The following is a 20,978-nucleotide window of genomic DNA, read 5'->3' as shown; positions in this document are numbered from 1 at the left end:
ATTATGCAATTTTTCTCTCAGATTCTATATTATTCAATATGGCAGCCAAAAAAGCTTTATTCTCTAATGAAATACGATAAAAGATAGTTTGACCCTCTCTACGGGTGGCTATGACATTAGCATCCCTCATCTTACGTAAATGTTGGGAAATAGCAGGAACACTCATTTGCAAAATATCGGCAAAGTCACATGGACATAACTCGGTTTCCTGTTGTAATAAAAACAGTATTTTAAACCGAACTTCATTGCCCGCTAATGCCATAATTTTGCTTATAGATTCTATAGAAATTGCAACAGCGTTCAAATCTTCTTTGCAACGCATTATTTGAACGTGGTCAGCTTCTGCCCTGATACAGCTAGTTTTAAGTTTCATAATATACTATTTTAAACAAAGTTATAATTATATAATTATTTAAGCAAATACTTAAATACCTTATGTGCGTCTCTCTTTATAATTGCCATTTTATGTACTTTTGGATTCTATCCGCTAAACCTTTTTAGTATTGATTCATAACAAAAATAAATAGACCACCACATTAGACACTATAACAGATGTTTTAGTAGTTGAACAAGAAGTCAAAGGATTAGATAAACAGTAGATGTTAACTATATTTAATTGGTCTTCAATTCCCTATCAATAGTATCAACAATTATACTCGCCTTTTCTGACACTTTTACATACATGTCCTTAATAATTTCCAAGTTATAAATCCAATTTGCAATGAGGTTTTCAAATCTCAGGCTTTTCAATATTAATCTATTATCTACAGCTAATTTACTATCCGAAGTACTAAATGATTGCATGATAGGATCTAATTTATCAACGTTTTTCCATGTGAAATAATCTAATGTGAAGGGGAAAACGTATTCTCGAGAGAATTGTTCCGCCCATTCTTCTCGAGATTTTGCCTGCTCAATGGTAGAACCCCATTCCGATAGCATTTTGCTCAATTCTTTGTTTTGAATTATTGAGAGCCGCCCTGAGCTGATAACTTCGTTATACACACTCTGATTTAAGTGAAGATTTAGACTTAGAAAAGAGTTTAACATTAATTGATTCAGACTATCTTGGGTAACTGTATGAATATCTTCATCGAACAAGCCATATAAAACAATTACCGATTTTTTATCAACATCATATTGCTTTATAAATTCAGCAATCAATTTTTCGTTCGATTTAATTTCTTGCTTTAGATTTCTCAAAGTCTCCATTTCTAATTTACTAGTTTTCCGTTTTTCATTCCAATTATTAACCTGTAACGCTAGTAAGATTCCCACAGTCACTAATAAAATTTCCCCAATAGCATATCTGGCATATTTGAAGAACTGGCTATCATCAGCCAGTTTCTTGCGGATTTTACGAAAGAAGTTGATCATGGTAAGGAAGTAGTTGGTTGTTCTTCCTAAGGTAATGAAATAAAATAAGAGGTATAGATCAGTCTGATAAAATTCAAAATGAAGACCACCACATTATATACCATCACTGATGTGGCTCTTGTCGGAGGCGGGGCATATCCGCAACCGGGTGAAATATCACTTTCCCATAACGGAGTGTTGTTTCTTGATGAATTGCCCGAGTTTAAACGGGGCGTATTGGAAGTTATGCGGCAGCCTTTGGAAGACCGTGAAGTGACCATTTCAAGGGCCCGCTTTACAGTAACCTATCCCAGTAGTTTTATGCTCGTAGCGAGCATGAATCCGAGTCCCGGGGGTTATTTTAACGATCCTGACTCACCTGTTACCTCTTCCCCGGCTGAAATGCAGCGGTATTTAGGCAAGATATCAGGTCCTTTGTTGGACAGGATTGATATCCATATAGAAGTAACCCCCGTTCCTTTTGAAAAACTTTCAGATGAGCGCAAAGGGGAAGGGAGTATTGCTATTCGAAAACGCGTAACTGAAGCAAGGGAGATACAGACATTGCGATTTGAGGGTTTGGAATCGGTTCATTACAATGCACAAATGAATACCAAACAAATTCGTTCATTCTGCAAACTGAACGATGCTTCTCTGGCCTTACTAAAAAATGCCATGGAACGCCTCAACCTGTCTGCAAGGGCTTACGACCGGATTTTAAAAGTGGCGAGGACTATAGCCGATTTGGAAAAAACCGCAAAAATTAATGGAAACAATATTAGTGAAGCCATTCAATATCGAAGTTTGGATAGAGAGGGGTGGTTAGGTTAATTAAGGTTCGAAGTTGGAAGTACGAAGTACGAAAGTCAAATTTTTGGTTACACTATTTAAAATGGGAATAATAATAGGGCAATGCAGGATCTGAAATTTAGAACTAAAAGATTTGCAGTTGACTGCTGGAATTTGTGCAAAAATATTCCAAAATCACGAGAATTTGATGCGTGGGCAAGACAGCCCTTAGGCTAGCGCGAGCATCATGCTCGTGCTATTGAAATATAATCAGTTTAAAAGTAAATGAGTAGAAAATATAAGTTCAAGAATCCAACTGCTGTTTATTTCATAAGCTTTGCCACGGTATATTGGATAGATGTATTTACAAGGCAAATATATTTTTCAATTTTGGAGGAAAGCATTACATATTGTCGTGAAGAAAAGGGCATGGAGGTGTTTGCATATTGTTTTATGCCTAGTCATGTTCATATAATATTTCGATCTGATTTTGAGGACCCTTCGGGATTGCTAAGGGATTTTAAAGGTTTTACTGCAAGAAAATTGATAAAAGCCATTGAAGAGAATCCGCAAGAGAGCAGAAAAGAATGGCTGCTTTGGATGATGAAACGAGCAGGGCAAAAAACTAGTAACGTCGCCAATATGCAATTCTGGCAACAACATAATAAGCCCATAGAACTATGGAGTGGAAAAGTAATTAAACAAAAAATTGAGTATATCCATAACAACCCAGTAGTACAGGGTTTTGTGACTGATCCCATCCATTGGAAATACAGTAGTGCAAGAAATTATTCGGAAGATAATACTGTTTTAAAAATAGATAATGAAGGTATGAATTTGGGTTTAATGGATTTTTAGCATAGCACGAGCGTGACGCTCGCGCTAACGGGGGACTGGTGATTATCACATTGATTCATTTTTAACGAAACTGTTATTATCCATTTTATAGAGTAACTAGTTTATGATAATTGTCTAATACAGGAGTTATATTAAATCAATACTACATTTGACAACTAAAATTTTAATATAGACTACTCCATTATACAATATAACAGATGTTTTGTTGGTTAGGGAAACACCATCAGCCTTTCATTATTTCATTGAAAGAATTAATCTTCTTGTTTTTTCCTTAATTCCACTGCAATCATTTCAACCAATTCTTCTGTGTCATGTAAAGCTTTGGTTTTCCAATTCAGAGCAAGTTGTCTGAAATGAGTTCTATGTATGACCATATTCTTATAGGTAGTGTCCTCCATCAAAGCCTCATAATTTGTGGGTTTTAGTTCGCGGAAGTCAGTCTGACGAAAATGCCTGTGTATCATGGGCAGTACGGAAGAAGGCCAAAATTGATTTTCCAAGCGCACGGTCTCAGCAATTAAGCTGGAATAGACCACATCAAATAAATTGATAATGCTTCTTTGTAGAGATTCTTTTTGAATAATATCAATTCCTTTAAATTTTAGAGATTCATAACTCGATGCCGAAATAATAATATCTGGGGAGTATATGGCTTCAGAGAAAATTGCATCTAAAGAAGGATTATATGGCTTTCTTTCATCAAGGTGCTTGATAATTTTATTGGCCTGATTTATTGTTTGCTGCTCCAATATGATATCATCACTCAACCGGCTAATGTTGACCAACAAATCTTCTTGTAAGGCATTAAGAATTTTTTGTTCTGTGATTCTATCTTTCCGTTGCTCATTCCAATTATTCACCTGAAGTGCCAACAAAATACCTATCATGACCAATGCGATCTCGCCAATAGCATACCTCATGTATTTTAAAGGCTTGTTGTCATCAGCCAGTTTTTTACGGATTTTACGGAAAAAATTGATCATAATGAAGAAGAGGTTGGTTGTTCTTCCTAAGGTAATGATTTAATATAAGAGACTTAAAATCAATCTGGGAATAATCGAATAGAAGATCACCAAATTAGATAGAATCATAGTATATTAGGAGATAGGTAGCCACCCGCCCGTACCGAAGGGTACGTTCGGGCGAGTTGATTATTCACATTGTTAGCCTTTCCTTATTCTTTATCTTCTTTCTTAATCATAACAATTAGTTCATTTTATCTTTAATCTAAGGGATAATGCAGCTTCTACCTATTACTCCCTTATTTTTAATTCTTGGTCAATCATTCTGGATAGTTGTAAAGATTCCTCAATAAGTTCTTTGTAGGTATTTATAATATCAACCTTCCATATACGTCGACTACTTAACATATTAGTGAACTCAGCATCTTTTTTTAGTTTTTCAAAGTCATTGACAGTGCCATTACCTCGTTTATCAAATTCAATATGTCGTAAATACACCGTATTTAATTGGCTATGTTCAGTACTACTGACCTTTTTTATGACATCGGAAAATCTAATATACCTTATATTGAATAAATGAATAACGTTTTCTCGCAAAGAGTTAGATGAGATTAAATCAAAACCCAATGTCTTTAATGTTTCGAAGGCAGAATTTGCTATGTTAAATTCCTCTGTCCAAGCAATAGAAGCATATTTAGTACCCAATGAATCGTGATAAGGAATGTTATTTTTGATTTGCTCCATTATAATATCAATATTCTGAATAATTGAATCTTGGTTCACTATTTCTGCAGAAAACTGATTCACATTTACCTCTAAGTTTTGTTTAATTTCTGTCAAAATGTTAATCTCTTTATCTCTATCGGCACTTTCATTATTCCAATTATTAATCTGCAATGCAATTAAAATCCCAATTACAACAAGTACAATTTCGCCAATGGCATAAAAGAGGTATTTGCTCAACTTGTTTTGAGATAGAAGTTGTTGGCGAATCTTTCGGAAGAATTTTATCATGTGAAGTGGTTGGTTGTTCTTCCTAAGGTAATGATTTAATATAAGAGACTTAAAATCAGTCTAAAAATAATTAATAGAAGACCACCACCTAATAAAGCGTAACAGTTTTGCCTTAGTTTGATAAGTTGCATGCACGTTTAGCTATACTTTAATTTACTTCTCCCAATTCATCCTGGATAAGCTGAAGAACTCTCTTAGTCTCAACAAGCATTTTTTTATATTCCCTCATATAAAAATTTCTCTGTCCCTCCGCAATATTGATTAAGCCATAGAAATAATGATCTTTAGCTACTTCATTAAAATTTCTTGGCATCCAGTTACCATTATTATACCTAATAAAATGATCAATTAAATAAGTATCTAAATCAGGCCTAACCTCTTCGCCCCACTTCTGCATTCGACTCAGTTCTATATAGGTATTCTCATGAAGGTTGACGATCTCTTTTTTCAATATTTCATTTCTTATTATTTCAAAACCGATATTCTTTAAAGACTCATAGCCAGCTTTTGATAATGCTAAATTTGCATGGTTCATCAAAGCCCAATGAAAATGCCGGCCTAAGGTGTCTATAGTTTGATCACCGTTTTTAATGGCAGCAAAGATTATTTGACCTGATTTGTTATGCCTTTGGATTCTTGCTATCTTACGTTCGGCTTTATTGATGGTCAATTCCATATTCTCAACAAGGTTCAAAAGAGCTTTTTTTTCTATTTCCCGATCTTTTTGAAACTCATTCCAGTTATTCACCTGCAATGCCAACAGAATACCTATCATTACCAACACAATCTCGCCAATAACGTACAAAAGGTATTTGGAGACTTTATTTTGAGTAAGCAGTTGTTTGCGTATTTTTCTAAAGAAGTTGATCATAGGATATTGTTAGCCTTTCGTTATTTTTCTTCAATCTCTTTAATTATTGCATCGACTAATTCATTGTTTTCACTAATTGCATTTTGTCTCAATTGGATAGCAACCGTTCTTGAATGACGCCAAAAACTTAAAATACCCCTGAATCTTTGTGAATGAACTACTTTGTCATAATCAAAGGGAGTTGCTCCCATCTTTTCAAATGGTTGATTGGGAATAGATGGGTGGGTAAGAAATAATTCTGTAAAAAGCGGTATTATATTAATATCGTGAATTACTCCAGATTCCCTGGCAACATCTGATATTTCATTATAGGTCTTCTCGTATAAATCGATGATTCCTTGTCTAAGTTTATTGGATTTGATTAGTTCTACTCCTTGTGATTTTAATGTTTCATACCCCGAAGATTTTCTTGATGCAGTAGGATAATATGTAGTATTGATAAAATGAAAGTCTAATGAATCATTGTAAACCTTATATTCATTAATGTTTTCAAATACGATATCGATTGAATTGATAACACTTCGTTCTTCCTTTATGTCAGCCTCAAACCTCAAGTTATTGAATTGGATATTTTCTTTTATCTCGAGAAGTATATCACTGCTTTTGGCAATGTCCTTTTTATTTTCGTTCCAATTATTAATTTGAAGCGCGATCAAAATACCTATCACAACCAATACAATCTCCCCAATGGCATACAAAAGGTATTTGGAGACGTTATTTTGACTAAGGAGTTGCTGGCGAATTTTACGGAAGAATTTTATCATTGGTTGGCCTTTCCTTTTTTTAATTCAATTTCTTCCTCGAGAAATGTCGCGATTTTTAGCATTCTTTGATAGCGTAAATCTTGAAAAAATATAATTTCGTTTCGTTTATGAATAGTTGATTGAAGTATGTTAGCATAGATGGTATTCCCTTTAAGTGACTGGTAGTTCAGGGGGATCATCTCTTTTGTATTATCTGGCATGTTCATGTTGATGCTTTCAAATAACTCGGTGATTACCGGTACAACCGTACCATATTCGTATAGGTTATTTCTTTCATAAAGTTTTTCAAGTACAGCGGAATTTGTTTCGTAAGCCCACGTTAACAGTTCTTTTAAGGAATCGTTGCCGATAAAGCCCAGGCCATAGTTTTTTGCATTTTCATAGGCATGTGATTTTATTTGACCTATGTATCGAGTATGGGCATTTGCAAAGTGAGACTTCAAAGAATCTTGATATGGCAAGTTATCTTGAAAGTACCTGAGAATTAACTCGCAAGATGCCTTTGATTTTTCATTTGCTTCTATTTGTCCTTTTTGAAATTCAAGTTCTCCTGGAAAAGCTCCTCCTTTTAAGACAGCATGTAATTCCTGAAGTATTTTTAGTTCAACTTTGTCTGACTTTCTTCCTTCATTCCAATTATTGATCTGCAAGGCGATTAAAATACCTACAACTACAAGAACAACCTCGCCAATAGCATACAAAAGGTATTTGGAGACTTTATTTTGATTAAGGAGTTGCTGGCGAATTTTTCTAAAGAAGTTAATCATAAAAAGGTGAGGTTGGTGGTTTCCTTATCAAGGTACGGAAATATTTTATTCCAATAATTTGTATTCAATTAGACTTAAAAGTAAGTAATCCTATATCATAAATTATTAGTTACCGTTTAGTACTATCCACATCAGTGAGAAGTGCTGTTAAATACTCTATGAATTAAATCTATCCCTTCTTTTGGAGAATAGAACAGATCAATTACGCCACGGGCATAGATCTGCCAAGACAATTGTAATTTATATCCATTTTGAGGACTGAACCCGTATGGACATCAAAGATTTATTATCTTAGTACACATAGGTAGGATATTGTCAATGATGCTATCCCTTTGTTAATTTTCATTATGACCAACTACTAACCAATGATAAAATTCTTTAGAAAAATTCGATACGAACTTATGGAGAAAAGTAAAACGATAAAGTATTTAAAATATGCTTTTGGAGAAATTCTTCTTGTAATGATTGGAATATTATTGGCATTACAAGTTAATAACTGGAATGAAAGCCAAAAAGATGAAACGGAGACTCATATTTATTTGACCAATTTAAGAGGAGCTCTAAATGACGATATTGCTTCTTTGGAATCTAACATTTCTTTCAATAAAACACGATTAAAAGGTATCTTTTATATACTTGAACATTCAGAATTGAACACACAAACTTTTACAGAAATGGAATGGATTGATGTTTCTAAAAATGATGATGTAAATCATACATGGAAGGGTTCGTTTCCAGATTCATTAAACCGAAAGTTTACCAATTTGGCTTTTTCCATGCTTGGCCGTGGTTTCGGAGGCGCTACTTTTAACAAATCAGTAATCAATGAGTTATATTCCACAGGCTCCTTCTCCAACATTCACAACGCCATTCTAAAAAGTAAAATTGGTGATTATTACAGCTTTGTGGCCCAACGCCTTGAAGGTTATGCCATCGAAGAACATGAAGAATGGGCGAATGAAACCACTCGATTTTTACGTGACAAGTACGGTATATTTAACTTAGATGTTTCAGATTTGGAAGATCCTATTGCTTCTTTAAAGGGCAAAAAAGATGTGGTACACCAATTGCGATATCTGGCTCTTGAAGTAAATTATCATTGCATTTGGGCCTCACAATCTCAAAAAAAGGCTTTGGACTTGATAAGACTTATTGAAAAAGAAGAACAGATCTTGAAAAATTAACAAGTTAAACATAGTTTCTTTTTAGTATTATCTACATCTGTAATAAGTGATGTGAAATATTCTACAAATTATATCGAGGCTAGTTTTTCACACACGAAAGATGTTTAATTTAATCCTCAAATCTCCTTAGGAACATTGCTGTACTTGTCCGATGATTATTCATGTTTGGCATAACGGTTAGTAAATGAAGCTTAGCAACCTTATGGGAGCTATGATTTCATATTCATTGTTGTGCTTTCGTTATTTTTCAATTCTATACTCTCTTAAGCACTTAGAGATAATTAATCTCATTCCTTCAATTCATCCTTGATGAGTTGGAGAACTCTTTGAGATTCTTTCAGACTTTTATTTAAAGCATTTGTAATGAAAGCTCTCTGAAGAGCAGCTGTTTTTATTAATCCAATAAAATAGTTATCATTTATTATAAAGTGATAATCATGTGGAACCCTTTCTCGAGATATTATATTCCATGAAAAGTGCTCAGTAATATACTTATCTAGGTCAGGTTTAACTTCAGTACCCCAATTCTGCCTAAGATTCAATTGTAGTAAATAAGTGTCCTCATAAAGATTGATGATTTCATCTTTCACCACTGCATTACTAATAATCTCAAATCCAACGTTCTTTAGAGCTTCGTATCCAGCAATTGTTATGATTTCACCCGAGCCGTTTATTAGAGCCGGATTCCAATGTTGACGTAGTGTATCCGTTTCTTCTCTTTTGTTCTCAATTATGGAAAGTATAATCTCTCCAGATTTACTATACCACTGAATATTATTTAAGCGTTTCTCAAACCTTTCAATATTCATTTCAAGATTCTTAGCTAACCCTTCAAGCACCTTTTGCTCAATTATTCTATCTCTCCTTTCTTCATTCCAATTATTGATTTGCAAAGCAATCAATATCCCAATTACCACCAATACAATTTCGCCAATAGCATACAAAAGATATTTAGAAACCTTATTTTGACTAAGGAGTTGCTGGCGAATTTTTCTAAAGAAGTTGATCATAATTTATTTCTGAAATATTTTTAGTCTTTGATGTATTTCTTAATTTCATTTTTTATTTTGGAAAGTCGCTCCTCTCGGAGTTTTAGACTTGTCAGTGCATTGAATGATCTACCAAGGTCTCCAATTAAATAATATTCAAATTGAGGTTTTTGTATAAAAGTTTTTATATCGACAGTGAGGTTTCGTTTATCTTTAATATCGTCTATAAATTCATAAAATCCGCTATTACCATGCCACTCGGACATGATAACATAAGCCCCACTTTCCGAAGTGATAAAATTTTCCGGAACGGTTGACATTAGAGGTTCTAATTTAGATTCCAACGAACGTAATGTTGATTCCATAATAACATTTAGTTCCTCAAAATCAGCGTAAAATTGGTTTAGGTTTTTTAGTATTTCCTCGTTTTTAAAATTTGCGAATGCACCAGAACTTTTTGCCGATTCGTAGGAAGAATTGTAGGTTACTTGTAGCGGACCAATATATAAAGGTTCAACATGTTTGCCAAATTCTTCATTTTCAAGCGGACTATTTGGATTTCTAACTTTTTTTAAAAGCCAACCTGCATGTTCAATCCTATTCTTATAATATATAGTAAGACCATTTAATTTTATACTATCTTTTTCAAGATCGCTAAGAATATCCTTGTAAAAGCTATATTCATTCTTTTGATTTTTTAATTCTTCATTCCATGTGTTAATCTGTAAAGCAATCAAAATGCCAATAACCACAAGCACAATTTCTCCAATAGCATACCTCATGTATTTTAACGGCTTGTTATCGTCTGCGAGTTTTTTGCGGATTTTACGGAAAAAGCCAATCATGTAAAGTTAAAGTTGGTTGTTCTACCTAAGGTAAGGAATTATTATAAGAGACTATAAATCAACCTAACCATATTTAACTTATAAGACCCCCAAGATTACCAATTAATTTCGGCTTCCAGTTTTGGAATCATTGAATCGATTCTTTGGGCGAGTCGTCCACTATAATAATGTTTCCAACTATATTCTCGGATTAAATATTTGAGCAGACTGATTCTTTTAGGGCTTTTGGTGATCAGTTCCTTAGGATCGTCCATTCTATCCATGTCATTATCTGGATATACACCGTCATCTATCATGGTTTGTATCCAATTTTTGGCCAGATCAATTTGATTTGCATCAAATTCCACAATTTCATTATAATAGGTATCTAATTCATCCTTTAAGGTAACATTCTTAATTTCTGAATAAATCCCGGTGTTTTTCATTTCAGTTATCGTGCTGTTTTTTGAATTAAAACGAAGTACATGCCCGGTGATTATAATTACGTTTTTAAAAAACTTAAAATCAAACTCCTCTGGATATGGTCCTTGCCATTGCCAATCGTATATTTCAGTTTCCTTCTCTGGTCGATAAAGTTCTTCAATAATTACGGTGTCAAGACCACATATTTTTAGTACATGGTTGTGCCTCAAAGCACCCTTTTGGTATCCAGTTACCTTCCTATTTAGGTTTAACCTATCAGATTGCAGGTCCTCAGTAAGTCTTACGAGAAATGTGTTTAATTGTTCCTTTTTTAGCCTATCATTATTCCAATTATTGATCTGCAAGGCAATCAGTATCCCCACAACAACCAGTACAATCTCACCAATAGCATATCTGGAATATTTGAAGAACTGGTTATCATCGGCCAGTTTTTTACGAATTTTTCTAAAGAAGCCAATCATGTGAAGTAGTTGGTTGTTCTTCCTAAGATACAGAATTAACCAACACGCCGGTAATAAGATAATTATTTAGGTAAACAGACCGCCACATTTGATAGAATCACAGATGTAGCGCTTGTAGGTTACGAGGAAACTGTTCTCAAAATTGATAATAAAGGCTTGCACTTGGGCATGATGGATCTTTGAAAGATCAAACCCAGTAAACAATTTTGGTCACGAGCGTGACGCTCGCGCTACCGGGGGGCGTGACGCTCGCGCTACCGGGGGGATCGTAAAAAAAGCATTCTTATCACTGCCAATTCCTTAGTCCGCTTCTTCCAATTCTTCCTTAATGAATTGCAGTACTCTTCTGCATTTCTCAAGCAATCTGCTTCTCTGTCCATTTAGCCAATCCTCACGCTCACTAATGGCTTTTAAATTTTCCGAAAACGGTTGATTACTTTGCACCAATGCATAATCGTTTGGAATTCTTCTATTATTGAAATTATCTATCATGAATTTTGCCACTTCTTCAATATGAATATTTCTAATTACTTCAGATTCATTGGCTTCAAGGCGCTTAAGGTCACTTTCAAACAGATTCACAATTGCCACTCTTAATTCTGATGATGTTAAAACACTAAATCCTTCATTTTTAAAAATTTCATAACCGGAATAGCTGAAAGTAGTATGCCGAAAATCTAAACTAGCAACCCAAAAATGATTCTCAAGAGAATCCGAATAAGGTGTTTTTTGAGCAAGGGCGGAGGTGATAATATATCTTGAATTATTTAATTCTATCGCTGCCCCGATGGTGTCTTCTAACGCCTCACAATTCTTAGTCAACGATTCAGACAGTTGACCAAGAACCTCCCGCTCCATAATTCTATCCTTCCTCCATTCATTCCAATTATTAATACTTAAAGCAATCAAAATACCGATGACAACAAGTACAATTTCGCCAATGGCATATAATAGGTATTTTGAGACTTTATTTTGAGTAAGCAGTTGTTTACGAATTTTTCGAAAGAAGTTAATCATGGTAAGGAAGTGGTTGGTGGTTACCTTAACAAGGTACTGAAATATTTGTAAGGTTTTAACATCATTAAGATTGGCATATTTCAAAGGTTACACATTCAGGGGCATAGCTGAGGCCATTCAGTATCGTAGTCTGGATAGGGAAGGGTGGCTTGGATAAAAGGAAGCACCAAAACTCAAGCATCAAATCTCAAACCCTGTATAACCATATGCTTGATCAACTCTTTTGAAATTTGGAATTTGAATTTTGGAAATAATAAGAGAAGGATGATTGGGGTAAATTTCAGTAAATACGTATCGAAGACCTATTGATACTCTCTTCCTTTATAGAGATTTGCTTATATTTAATTGTTATGAAATACAACCTGGGCGCATTTCTTTCTATCCTAGTGGCTTTCCAATTTTTGTTCTTGGCGTTCTACCTGTTTACGAACAAAAAAGGAATTAAAAGAAACAATAGCCTGCTGGCTTTGCTGTTTTTTTTGTTCGCTATTAATCTGATAGATTTTGCAGCCCGAGTTAGCGGGCACATATTTCCCAACCCAATGGTTCATCTGTTAGATGACGCCTTTTTTTTCTTGTATGGCCCTATTCTGTATTTCTATTGCCGGGCTGTAGTATTCCACGACTTTGCTTTTAAAAAGAGAGATGCGTGGAATTTCGTGCCTTATGTCATATATACATGCTTTGTGCTATTTCTAATTGTTTCCCTGGACAAGGAGTCCGGGCCGGAAATTGCATTAAAAATTACCACCGCAGATTTTCCTGCCTGGGTATATGTCATTAGTCTGTTTATATATTTACATATATTATACTATTTGTGGTTATCCTGGAGCACAATCAAAATGTATCATGATGTAATAAAAGATAAGTATTCAAGTATAGACGGGATTAAACTAGACTGGCTCAATTTTATGCTACGGGCCTTTACTGTCATCACTATTGTTGCAATGATTCATAACCTGACACCTATTATAAGCAATAGGATATTCTTGTATGTTTCGGTCACAGTATTACTTCTTGTAACTTTCTACTTCATTAATCTGATATTGGTAAAAGCACTAAATCAACCTGCTATATTTTCTGGTATTGCTAAAAAAGAAACTGAAAAGTATGCGATGTCTAATCTTAGTCCGGTTGATATTAGTAATTACAAAAATCAGCTTACCAACTTGATGCTGACAGATCAACTATACCTGAATCCAGATTTGAATAGTAAAGATTTAGCCGAGGAATTAGGCGTAAGTGGAAAAGTGCTCTCCCAGGTTATAAATCAGGGATTCGATCAAAACTTCTATGATTTCATAAATACCTTTCGCTGTGAAGAGGTAAAAACAATTCTCCAAGGCCCTGATAAGAAAATAACCATAATTGAAGCCATGTTTCAGGCCGGATTTAATTCCAAATCTTCCTTCAACAAGGAATTCAAAAAACTGACCGGTAAAACTCCATCCGAATTTAAAAAAAGTCTATCCCAAACCTAGTTAGACTTAAATTTTGCGATAATAGTTGTATTTATTTCGTCCGTTTTCCTGAAGACGGTCGATTTCCATTTCTCTCTACAATAGTTTTGAATCTAACTTAAAATTCAAATAATATGGAAACTAAGATGGAAAATGTACAATCGGACCACCAGAATTGGATATACTGCTTTGGCGAAATGTTGTTGGTATTTCTTCCGGCCCTCTTGTTTATTAAATGTACAAGTTCATGGGTTGGTGAAGATCTTATTCGTAGCTATGGTGTTGTTTGGGTTGCTAATCTCCTTATGTTAGCAATGATTTGGACCAGTCTGAAACTACGCGGACAGTCCTGGAAAGAATTTGGACTGACCTTCAATCCGGTTAGTCTAAAGCAAGGCCTCCGCGCCTTTGGACAATCTTTGGTGGTATTTGTATTTGCTGTCAGCTGCTTCATTCTGGGTGCTATTATTATGGCTAATATTACGGGAATTCCCGATAGTGCGGATTTTAGTAGATATGATTTTTTAAAAGACAATCTGGGGGGGCTCCTTCTGTCACTTTTGGGAGTATACTTCATTTCTTCTTTTGCTGAGGAGGTAATTTACCGTGCATTTTTAATCAATCGCATTGCTGAAATAACACAATCCTTCAAATATAGCAAGCTAATAGCTGTACTTCTTAGTTCGGTTTTCTTCGGATTAATTCATTATGAATGGGGTGCTATGGGGATGGTCCAAACCGGATTTATGGGTTTGGCTATGGGAATTAGCTATTTTGTACTAAAGAAAAGGCTATGGACGCTGATTATTGCGCATATCTATATGGATACGCTGCTTTTTGTTCAGATTTATCTTGCCAGTAACTAAATACATCTGTTCGAACTTTTAGAACAGGTTTATGCTATAATTGAAATTATTACTCTAAAGTATCGAGGACCATTGCGGACCTTGAGGCCAAAGAAAACATTGAGGCGTCACACCTAGCGGAAGCCATACAGTATCGTAGTTTGGACAGAGAGGGGTGGCTTGGATAATAATAAGCACCAAATCTCAAATCTCAAATCCCAAAAAAGAAAAAAGCAAATGTGAACATTGGAATTTGGGGTTTGTATTTTGGAATTTAATAAAGAGGGTGGTTAGGCTAATTAAGGTTCGAGGTTGGAAGTACGAAGTACGAGATGGAATTTTCGGTGACAATATTTGGAAATGACACTAAAATAGAGGAATACAGGATCTGAAATCTAGAACTAAAAGGTTTGCGATTGACTGTTGGAAGTTCTGTAAGAACATCCCTAAATCTCGGGAATATGATGCGTGGGCGAGACAGCTAATACGATGTTCAAGTTCGGTAGGAGCCAGCTATAGGGCCTCCCAGCGGGCGAAGTCAACAGCAGATTTTATAAATAAACTTAAAATTGTAGAAGAAGAAGCAGACGAATCCATTTATTGGTTAGAATTATTTCAAGAGGTCCCGGACACGGGTAGAAAAGAAATCAAAAATTTAAAGCATGAGGCGAATTAACTTTTGGCGATTGTAGTGTCATCAATTAAAACTGCCCGGAAAAACAAGAAAAAACAAAACCAATAATCATATTCTCTTAATTCGCACCTCGTATTTCTTCCTTCGTCCCATTTATTTCTTCCTTCGTCCCTCATACTTCTTATTTTGTCCTTCCTCAGATCACGAGCGTGACGCTTGCGCCACCGAGGGTGCTATAATTTTATATGCCTTGCTGGCAATAGGTTATTCTCTTTCTTCAAATGGAACAATGATTCCTTTTTCTATATAATTCTTTAATCCGTTGAGCAATATAGCCCAACAAAATGATGATCTTCTGTAATGAGCATTGCATTCTGGCCACCCTAAATGCGAAAATTTAACCTGCACATAAGTTTCATTTTGTTTCAGGTCAAAACCAAAAGTAGTTGAATCCCAATCCGGGTCGGATTTTGTCATCTTGATGTGGAAAGATTTCTCGTTTTCTGATTTAATGACTTTTCCATACCAATCATATTCAGGTGTAAAGAAGAAATTATAGACTTCATCTTCTTTTGGTTTTCCTTCGCACTTGAGAGGCCACCAATTAACTAAATGCATTGGTTCAGTTATAGCATCATAAACTTTTTTGATTGGTGCTTTAATTACCAAATCATGATAAATAGAATGCGTCATATTAATTGGTTTATGGCAGAATTATTTTGTCCGTTTTTTTATGGTTTATAAACATTGTTAGCCTTTCATTAGTTATTTAATTCCTCTTTTACGAGTTGTAGCACTTTTTGCGTTTCTTGAAGGCTATCTTCCAAGGAGCGGTTAAACCAGCCTCTCTCCTCTTTGAGTGAGGCCATATAGCTTTGAAATTGAATATCAATTAGAAGATTGGGATAGTCTAATGGCTTGAAATTAAAACCTTGCAATCGTATAAACCGCTTTTGGCGAACATTAAGTAATTCATTGATAAGAGGGTTTAATTGTTCAATCTTGGATTTAATTTCTTTGTAATTACGTTCAAAAAGTAATACAATATACTTTTTTAATTGCTTATTTTGAACAATTTCTAAGCCCACATTTTTTAACGATTCATACCCAACTTCGGACAATAATTCACTTCTTCTCATGGTGGTCGCCCACCCAAAATGTCTACCTAAAGAATCATTATAGGGAAGTTTGTTTTCGAGAGTTTTGGCTATTATCTCGCTAGATCTATTATGCCGGCGATTTTGTATTACCCATTGCTCCAGTCTATCGGTATTAAACTCCAGATTTTCAACGAGCTCCTCGAGTATTCTCTTCTCTATTTTTCTTGTTTTTCGTTCTTCATTCCAATTATTAATACTTAAAGCAATTAATATTCCAATAACCACCAACACAATTTCGCCAATAGCATATAAAAGGTATTTACTGAACTTGCCTGCCATCCGTGACCCGGCAGGCGGGTTTTCAGTTAATAATTGTTTTCTAATGTGTCTAAAGAACTTAATCATGTGAAGTAGTTGGTTGTTCTTCCTAAGATACAGAATTAACCAACACGCCGGTAATAAGATAAGTATTGAGGTAAGCAGACCGCCACATTAGATAGAATCACAGATGTAGCGCTTGTAGGTTGCGAGGAAACTGTTCTCAAAATTGATAATAAAGGCTTGCACTTAGGTATGATGGATCTTTGAAAGATTAAACCCACTAACCAGCATTTTGGTAACGAGCGTGGCGCTCGCGCCAGCGAGGGGTCATAAGCGTGACACTTGCGCCAGCGGTGGGCATGAGGCGAATGAACTTTTGGCGATTGTAGTGTCATCAATTAAAACTGCCCGGAAAAACAAGAAAAAACAAAACCAATAATCATATTCTCTTAATTCGCACCTCGTATTTCTTCCTTCGTCCCATTTATTTCTTCCTTCGTACCTCATACTTCTTATTTCGTCCTTCCTCAGATCACGAGCGTGACGCTCGCGCTAGCGAGGGGAAATCAAAAATATTTTTTTATTTCATTATGCTTCCGGAACAGGAAATGTTTAATTGCTTTTTATGTTTTCTGTAAAATTTCTGTCTAGTATAGCCCCAATACCTATTAATGATCTATTGGTATTTTTAGCAATAAAACCTCACCGCATCTGACCTAAGACACGAGGTATTAGTTGAGTTGTTAGATTATTGTTTTGAGGTTTGTCATAATTGCATTATCTTATCGATAATTCCTTCACCAATTGCACGTTTTATGCTGCCTAAGGAACTGTGATCAGGAAAACCCGTGTTTGGTAAAGAAGTATTTCAAATTTAAATTAACCTTTAACCAATATATTCCTATGAGTAATGTAACTATAATTAAGAATGCCTACGAGGCTTTTGGAAGGGGCGCCGTGCCAGCCGTACTTGGTGTCATGGATCCTGAAATTAAATGGCATGAGGCCGAAGGAAATCCGTATATGCCCAGTGGAGAAGCTTTTGTTGGCCCGGACGCGGTACTGAATCAACTATTTGCTCGTTTGGCAGAAGAATGGGACGGTTTCGAGGTGCACCCGAATTTGTTTTACGATGCGGGAGAAACCGTAATTATTGAAGGCCGATACACCGGAACCTTTAAGGCAACGGGCAAGGAGCAAGATTCACAGTTTTGCCATATCTGGCAGTTTAAAGGGGGTAAGGTCACCAAGTTTCAGCAATATACAAACACCGCTGCACTCCAGGAAGTTATGGGGGTGCATACTAACAGCTGAGCTAGAAGCTTGCGCCAGCGGGGATCTTTTAAAAAATGTTATGTAACGCCTCAACCTGTCTGCAAGGGCTTATGACCGGATATTAAAAGTGGCCAGAACCATTGCCGATTTAGAAAACAGCCTAAATATTGATGGGAACCACATCTGTGAAGCAATACAAAATCTTAGCTTAGACAAGGAAAGGGTTACGTAAATATGTTTATCGCGGGATGATAGAATAGAAATGGTCCTATGCAAAAAATGCACTATGCCATTAGCTAATTTTTTAATTCGTCCTCCAGGATCAAGCTTATTTCCCGGGTATGCTCGTACAGCTCTCTGCACTGATTCAACAAGTCTTTATTTATGGATCTGATGCCGATTACGGAATTGAGGTATTCCCGGTTTTTTAAAAGGCTTTCATAATCCGATTGCTCGACATGCTTTATAAATTCATCAAACCTTGGTTCATCTAATAGAAAGTCGGATAAGTTTATATACGACCTGAACAAAGGTCTTTGTACCTCATGCACATAGTCAATCAGGTCGTTTTCTGATTCTTTGAAATCCCTGAGGCGGGCAGGATGGGAAGTGAGCAGTCTCTTTAAGGTATCATTGCTTATCAATTCCAAAGTAGTGGAGCCAAGCACAGAAGTTAACGTTCCGTCAACAAGGATGGTCCGTATAAACCCCGTGACGATGATGTCAGCTTTCATTGTATCTGACAATCCATTGTTTATTCTTCCTGCATGTTCCAAAACCAAACTGTATTCTTCGATTAAATTCGGAATTTCATTTAGGGAAGACTCCAGAGAAGCCAGATTGGATTTGAAGTCCTCCAATAGGCTCATTAGTAGTTTTTGCTCACTTCTACGAGCTACCCTTTCCTCATTCCAATTGTTTATCTGTAGCGCTATTAATATGCCTATTACTACAAGGATAATCTCACCAATGGCATAGGCAATGTATTTGCCCGTTTTGTTTTCAGTTAGCAATTGTTTTCTAATGTGCCTGAAGAATTTAATCATACTTGTTTATTTATAATTCCAGCGCTGCAGGATGGTATCTTCGCTTCATCTGGCCCATAGCTGCGCTTTGTCCTGCTAAAAATGTCTGCCAGACATTTTCTATACGCCCGGTCCTGAAAAAATTTATCATTTGAAGTTGTGGTTGACGGTTAGCGCAGCAATATAAGGAATTCGTACTAATAGTTTTTGGCAATACCAGTATTCCAGTCAAATCTAGCTACCCTTAAAATGCCATTAACTGAAAGGGATTTTTTAGAATTTGGATTCGCTATACGAAGTCATTCTAAACAAATACTTTGTAAAAATGTATCCTGAAAATTAATGCCTGTTCAGGGATAGCGTTTGATTAAATGGTAAGTGAAAGTGATTATTTCTTTATAGTTTTCCCTTGAAATCTTTTCATCTATCCCGTGAAACCGGGTATAACTTTCGGCATTAATCCTGAGCGGGTAAAAGCGGTATACATCATCGGAAATATCGTAAAAATAGCGGGCGTCTGTTCCCCCGCCAACCAGCCCGGGAACTACCACTGCCTCCGGAAATACAGAGCGTATGGTTTTTTCCAGCACCATGAAGGCCTCGGAATCAATACCGGATACCGGTGAGGGATTGGTAAGGAAACCAACCGTTTCCACCCTTATTTTATCACTGATGGTATTTTGTATATGTGTTTTTACAGATTCAATGGTCTCTCCCGGCAGTATTCTGAAATTAACTGTAGCTTCTGCCACAGTGGGGATTACATTGTTTTTAACTCCGCCTTCTATAATTGTGGCGGCCGTGGTGGTATGGGCATTTATGGATTGTAAAAGGGAATTTTTAAATAGCCATGGGTTGGCATATTTTATTTTGTCCGTAAAAGGGAGTTCGGCCCCCATGTACTCAAACTGATAATCGATTGGAGAGACCAGCTTATAGGGAAGTTGATTCTCTTCAAGGTCCACAATGGCCTGGGCAAGCATCCCAATGGTGTTTTCCCTTGGAGGCCGGGAACTGTGCCCTCCATTAGTTTCCACGATAAGCCGGAAGGACGCAAAACCCTTCTCGGCAAGGTTAACCATGGCAACCGTATTGTCAATACCCGGTACCATATTTTCTGATAAAAATCCGCCTTCATCCAAAGTCATGGCAGCATGTACTCCTTTATCCTTTAGGTGGGCCGCAATCCCTGCCGCTCCTTTACTTCCGCCTACTTCCTCATCATGGCCAAAAGCCAGGTAAATGGTGCGCGAAGGGGTAAAATTTTCTGCCAGCAACATCTCTACACTTTCCATTATTGCCATTAATGAACTCTTGTCGTCCATGGTTCCCCGGCCAATTATAAGGTCATCTGTTATTTTTCCTTCAAAGGGGCCGGCTTCCCATTTGGTCAGGGTTGGCTGATCTACCGGGACAACATCCTGGTGTGACATCAAAATAATTGGTTTTTTTGACGCATCGGAACCTTTCCAGGTATAAAGTAAACTGTAATCATTAATCTTTTCCAGGCTCAGTTTTTCATGCAGCAGGGGGAAAGTTGCCTTAAGGAACCGGTGAAACCCAAAAAATGCAGTAGAATCCGGGGTTGCGTCTTCATTGTACGAAATGGTGGGAAATGTAACCGCTCCGGATAAATTCCGGATAACCGCATCAGGAATTTGCAGTGGTTCCAGTTCATCCGGGGCCACCTGCTTTGAGGTAAGCATCAGCGTGTTGACCAATAGAATTCCGGCTATCATTACGATTGCAGCCAGGAAGATGTAGCCTGATTTTTTCATATAGGGATTATAAATGATGAAGTTGTTCTTTTTGATTCTTGTTAACGGTTTCCAAATTTAGAAGTTTTACGGAGAATAGGATATAAATATTCCATTAAAATCGAATGGCTTCAAAATAGCGTAAGTAATCGGTTAGGCTGCCTAAGTCAATTATTGTATCAGACTTTAGATTTGTGTGATTTTACTTAACGCTTTTACCCCCGCATTGAAGAGCATATCAGAGGTTGCCCTTCAAAGGCT

At 36.2% G+C, this 20,978-nt stretch carries 22 protein-coding genes and 3 pseudogenes; 9 read left to right on the top strand and 16 right to left on the bottom strand.

Annotated features, from left to right (window positions below):
* Position 1 precedes the first annotated feature (1 nt).
* Positions 2-373, bottom strand: coding sequence for an ArsR/SmtB family transcription factor (locus G504_RS0109350; RefSeq protein WP_019669909.1), 372 nt, complete (start codon positions 371-373; stop codon positions 2-4).
* A 239-nt stretch (positions 374-612) separates the two neighbouring features.
* Positions 613-1,377 (bottom strand): DUF6090 family protein, encoded by a 765-nt coding sequence (locus G504_RS0109345; RefSeq protein WP_019669908.1) that lies wholly within the window; start codon positions 1,375-1,377, stop codon positions 613-615.
* Between the two features lie 96 nt (positions 1,378-1,473).
* Here G504_RS0109345 and G504_RS18495 point away from each other — a divergent pair.
* Together G504_RS18495 and G504_RS0109335 are read left to right on the top strand one after the other, a co-directional pair.
* Positions 1,474-2,187: pseudogene (locus tag G504_RS18495) on the top strand (YifB family Mg chelatase-like AAA ATPase); the annotation flags it as partial.
* A gap of 243 nt (positions 2,188-2,430) precedes the next feature.
* On the top strand, positions 2,431-3,003 hold the full coding sequence (locus tag G504_RS0109335) for an REP-associated tyrosine transposase (protein ID WP_019669906.1): 573 nt from the start codon (positions 2,431-2,433) through the stop codon (positions 3,001-3,003).
* Positions 3,004-3,254: 251 nt separating this feature from the next.
* Here G504_RS0109335 and G504_RS18490 read toward each other — a convergent pair whose 3' ends face one another.
* From G504_RS18490 to G504_RS0109310, 5 genes are all read right to left on the bottom strand, one after another.
* Positions 3,255-3,986: a DUF6090 family protein gene (locus G504_RS18490; protein WP_019669905.1), complete on the bottom strand. Its 732-nt coding sequence runs from the start codon at positions 3,984-3,986 to the stop codon at positions 3,255-3,257.
* Positions 3,987-4,256: 270 nt separating this feature from the next.
* The gene (locus tag G504_RS0109325) at positions 4,257-4,979 is read right to left on the bottom strand and encodes a DUF6090 family protein (protein ID WP_026348486.1); all 723 of its coding nucleotides are present in this window, start codon (positions 4,977-4,979) and stop codon (positions 4,257-4,259) included.
* A gap of 148 nt (positions 4,980-5,127) precedes the next feature.
* Positions 5,128-5,850: a DUF6090 family protein gene (locus G504_RS19210; RefSeq protein WP_157473175.1), complete on the bottom strand. Its 723-nt coding sequence runs from the start codon at positions 5,848-5,850 to the stop codon at positions 5,128-5,130.
* 20 nt (positions 5,851-5,870) lie between these two features.
* Entirely contained in the window at positions 5,871-6,614 is a 744-nt protein-coding gene (locus tag G504_RS0109315; protein WP_019669902.1) for a DUF6090 family protein, read from the bottom strand.
* Positions 6,611-7,381 (bottom strand): DUF6090 family protein, encoded by a 771-nt coding sequence (locus G504_RS0109310; RefSeq protein ID WP_019669901.1) that lies wholly within the window; start codon positions 7,379-7,381, stop codon positions 6,611-6,613. Before G504_RS0109310 ends, G504_RS0109315 begins: the two co-directional genes overlap by 4 nt.
* Before the next feature lie 365 nt (positions 7,382-7,746).
* Between G504_RS0109310 and G504_RS19205 the strand changes: the two genes are divergently transcribed.
* Positions 7,747-8,565 (top strand): DUF6090 family protein, encoded by an 819-nt coding sequence (locus G504_RS19205; RefSeq protein WP_019669900.1) that lies wholly within the window; start codon positions 7,747-7,749, stop codon positions 8,563-8,565.
* Between the two features lie 287 nt (positions 8,566-8,852).
* On the opposite strand, the gene G504_RS19200 is transcribed toward G504_RS19205, so the two are convergent.
* The 4 genes from G504_RS19200 to G504_RS0109285 all read right to left on the bottom strand — a co-directional run bounded on the left by G504_RS19200 (position 8,853) and on the right by G504_RS0109285 (position 12,300).
* The gene (locus G504_RS19200; protein WP_019669899.1) at positions 8,853-9,575 is read right to left on the bottom strand and encodes a DUF6090 family protein; all 723 of its coding nucleotides are present in this window, start codon (positions 9,573-9,575) and stop codon (positions 8,853-8,855) included.
* 20 nt (positions 9,576-9,595) lie between these two features.
* On the bottom strand, positions 9,596-10,399 hold the full coding sequence (locus G504_RS19195) for a DUF6090 family protein (protein ID WP_019669898.1): 804 nt from the start codon (positions 10,397-10,399) through the stop codon (positions 9,596-9,598).
* Between the two features lie 95 nt (positions 10,400-10,494).
* Complete coding sequence (locus tag G504_RS19190) at positions 10,495-11,283, bottom strand: DUF6090 family protein (RefSeq protein ID WP_019669897.1); 789 nt, start codon at positions 11,281-11,283, stop codon at positions 10,495-10,497.
* A gap of 300 nt (positions 11,284-11,583) precedes the next feature.
* Positions 11,584-12,300: a DUF6090 family protein gene (locus G504_RS0109285; protein ID WP_026348485.1), complete on the bottom strand. Its 717-nt coding sequence runs from the start codon at positions 12,298-12,300 to the stop codon at positions 11,584-11,586.
* 350 nt (positions 12,301-12,650) lie between these two features.
* On the opposite strand from G504_RS0109285, the gene G504_RS0109280 reads away from it, so the two are divergent.
* The 4 genes and pseudogenes from G504_RS0109280 to G504_RS19470 all read left to right on the top strand — a co-directional run bounded on the left by G504_RS0109280 (position 12,651) and on the right by G504_RS19470 (position 15,281).
* Entirely contained in the window at positions 12,651-13,781 is a 1,131-nt protein-coding gene (locus tag G504_RS0109280) for a helix-turn-helix domain-containing protein (RefSeq protein WP_019669895.1), read from the top strand.
* Positions 13,782-13,894: 113 nt separating this feature from the next.
* Positions 13,895-14,626 carry a CPBP family intramembrane glutamic endopeptidase gene (locus G504_RS0109275; RefSeq protein WP_019669894.1) on the top strand — a complete coding sequence of 244 codons (732 nt, stop codon included), beginning with the start codon at positions 13,895-13,897 and terminating at the stop codon, positions 14,624-14,626.
* A 56-nt stretch (positions 14,627-14,682) separates the two neighbouring features.
* Positions 14,683-14,793: pseudogene (locus tag G504_RS19475) on the top strand (magnesium chelatase subunit ChlI family protein); the annotation flags it as partial.
* Positions 14,794-14,984: 191 nt separating this feature from the next.
* Positions 14,985-15,281 (top strand): four helix bundle protein, encoded by a 297-nt coding sequence (locus G504_RS19470; protein ID WP_083930730.1) that lies wholly within the window; start codon positions 14,985-14,987, stop codon positions 15,279-15,281.
* Here G504_RS19470 and G504_RS19655 read toward each other — a convergent pair.
* From G504_RS19655 to G504_RS19185, 3 genes are all read right to left on the bottom strand, one after another.
* On the bottom strand, positions 15,278-15,415 hold the full coding sequence (locus G504_RS19655) for a hypothetical protein (RefSeq protein ID WP_157473173.1): 138 nt from the start codon (positions 15,413-15,415) through the stop codon (positions 15,278-15,280). The two genes, G504_RS19470 and G504_RS19655, sit on opposite strands and share 4 nt — an antisense overlap.
* Positions 15,416-15,503: 88 nt before the next feature.
* Complete coding sequence (locus G504_RS0109270; RefSeq protein WP_019669893.1) at positions 15,504-15,932, bottom strand: SRPBCC family protein; 429 nt, start codon at positions 15,930-15,932, stop codon at positions 15,504-15,506.
* 68 nt (positions 15,933-16,000) lie between these two features.
* Complete coding sequence (locus G504_RS19185) at positions 16,001-16,744, bottom strand: DUF6090 family protein (RefSeq protein WP_019669892.1); 744 nt, start codon at positions 16,742-16,744, stop codon at positions 16,001-16,003.
* An 819-nt stretch (positions 16,745-17,563) separates the two neighbouring features.
* Between G504_RS19185 and G504_RS0109260 the strand changes: the two genes are divergently transcribed.
* Together G504_RS0109260 and G504_RS19465 are read left to right on the top strand one after the other, a co-directional pair.
* Positions 17,564-17,974, top strand: a complete 411-nt coding sequence (locus tag G504_RS0109260; protein ID WP_019669891.1) for a nuclear transport factor 2 family protein — start codon at positions 17,564-17,566, stop codon at positions 17,972-17,974.
* A 13-nt stretch (positions 17,975-17,987) separates the two neighbouring features.
* Positions 17,988-18,167: pseudogene (locus tag G504_RS19465) on the top strand (magnesium chelatase subunit ChlI family protein); the annotation flags it as partial.
* A gap of 64 nt (positions 18,168-18,231) precedes the next feature.
* Here G504_RS19465 and G504_RS19180 read toward each other — a convergent pair.
* Positions 18,232-18,981 (bottom strand): DUF6090 family protein, encoded by a 750-nt coding sequence (locus G504_RS19180; protein WP_019669890.1) that lies wholly within the window; start codon positions 18,979-18,981, stop codon positions 18,232-18,234.
* Positions 18,982-19,310: 329 nt separating this feature from the next.
* Complete coding sequence (locus G504_RS0109250) at positions 19,311-20,738, bottom strand: M20 family peptidase (RefSeq protein WP_019669889.1); 1,428 nt, start codon at positions 20,736-20,738, stop codon at positions 19,311-19,313.
* Between the last annotated feature and the right edge of the window lie 240 nt (positions 20,739-20,978).

Origin of the sequence: Eudoraea adriatica DSM 19308 (assembly GCF_000382125.1) — a bacterium.
Classification (GTDB): Bacteria; Bacteroidota; Bacteroidia; order Flavobacteriales; family Flavobacteriaceae; genus Eudoraea; species Eudoraea adriatica.
Note: the sequence above shows the minus strand (reverse complement) of the source record. Positions and strands in the feature narration are given on the sequence as shown.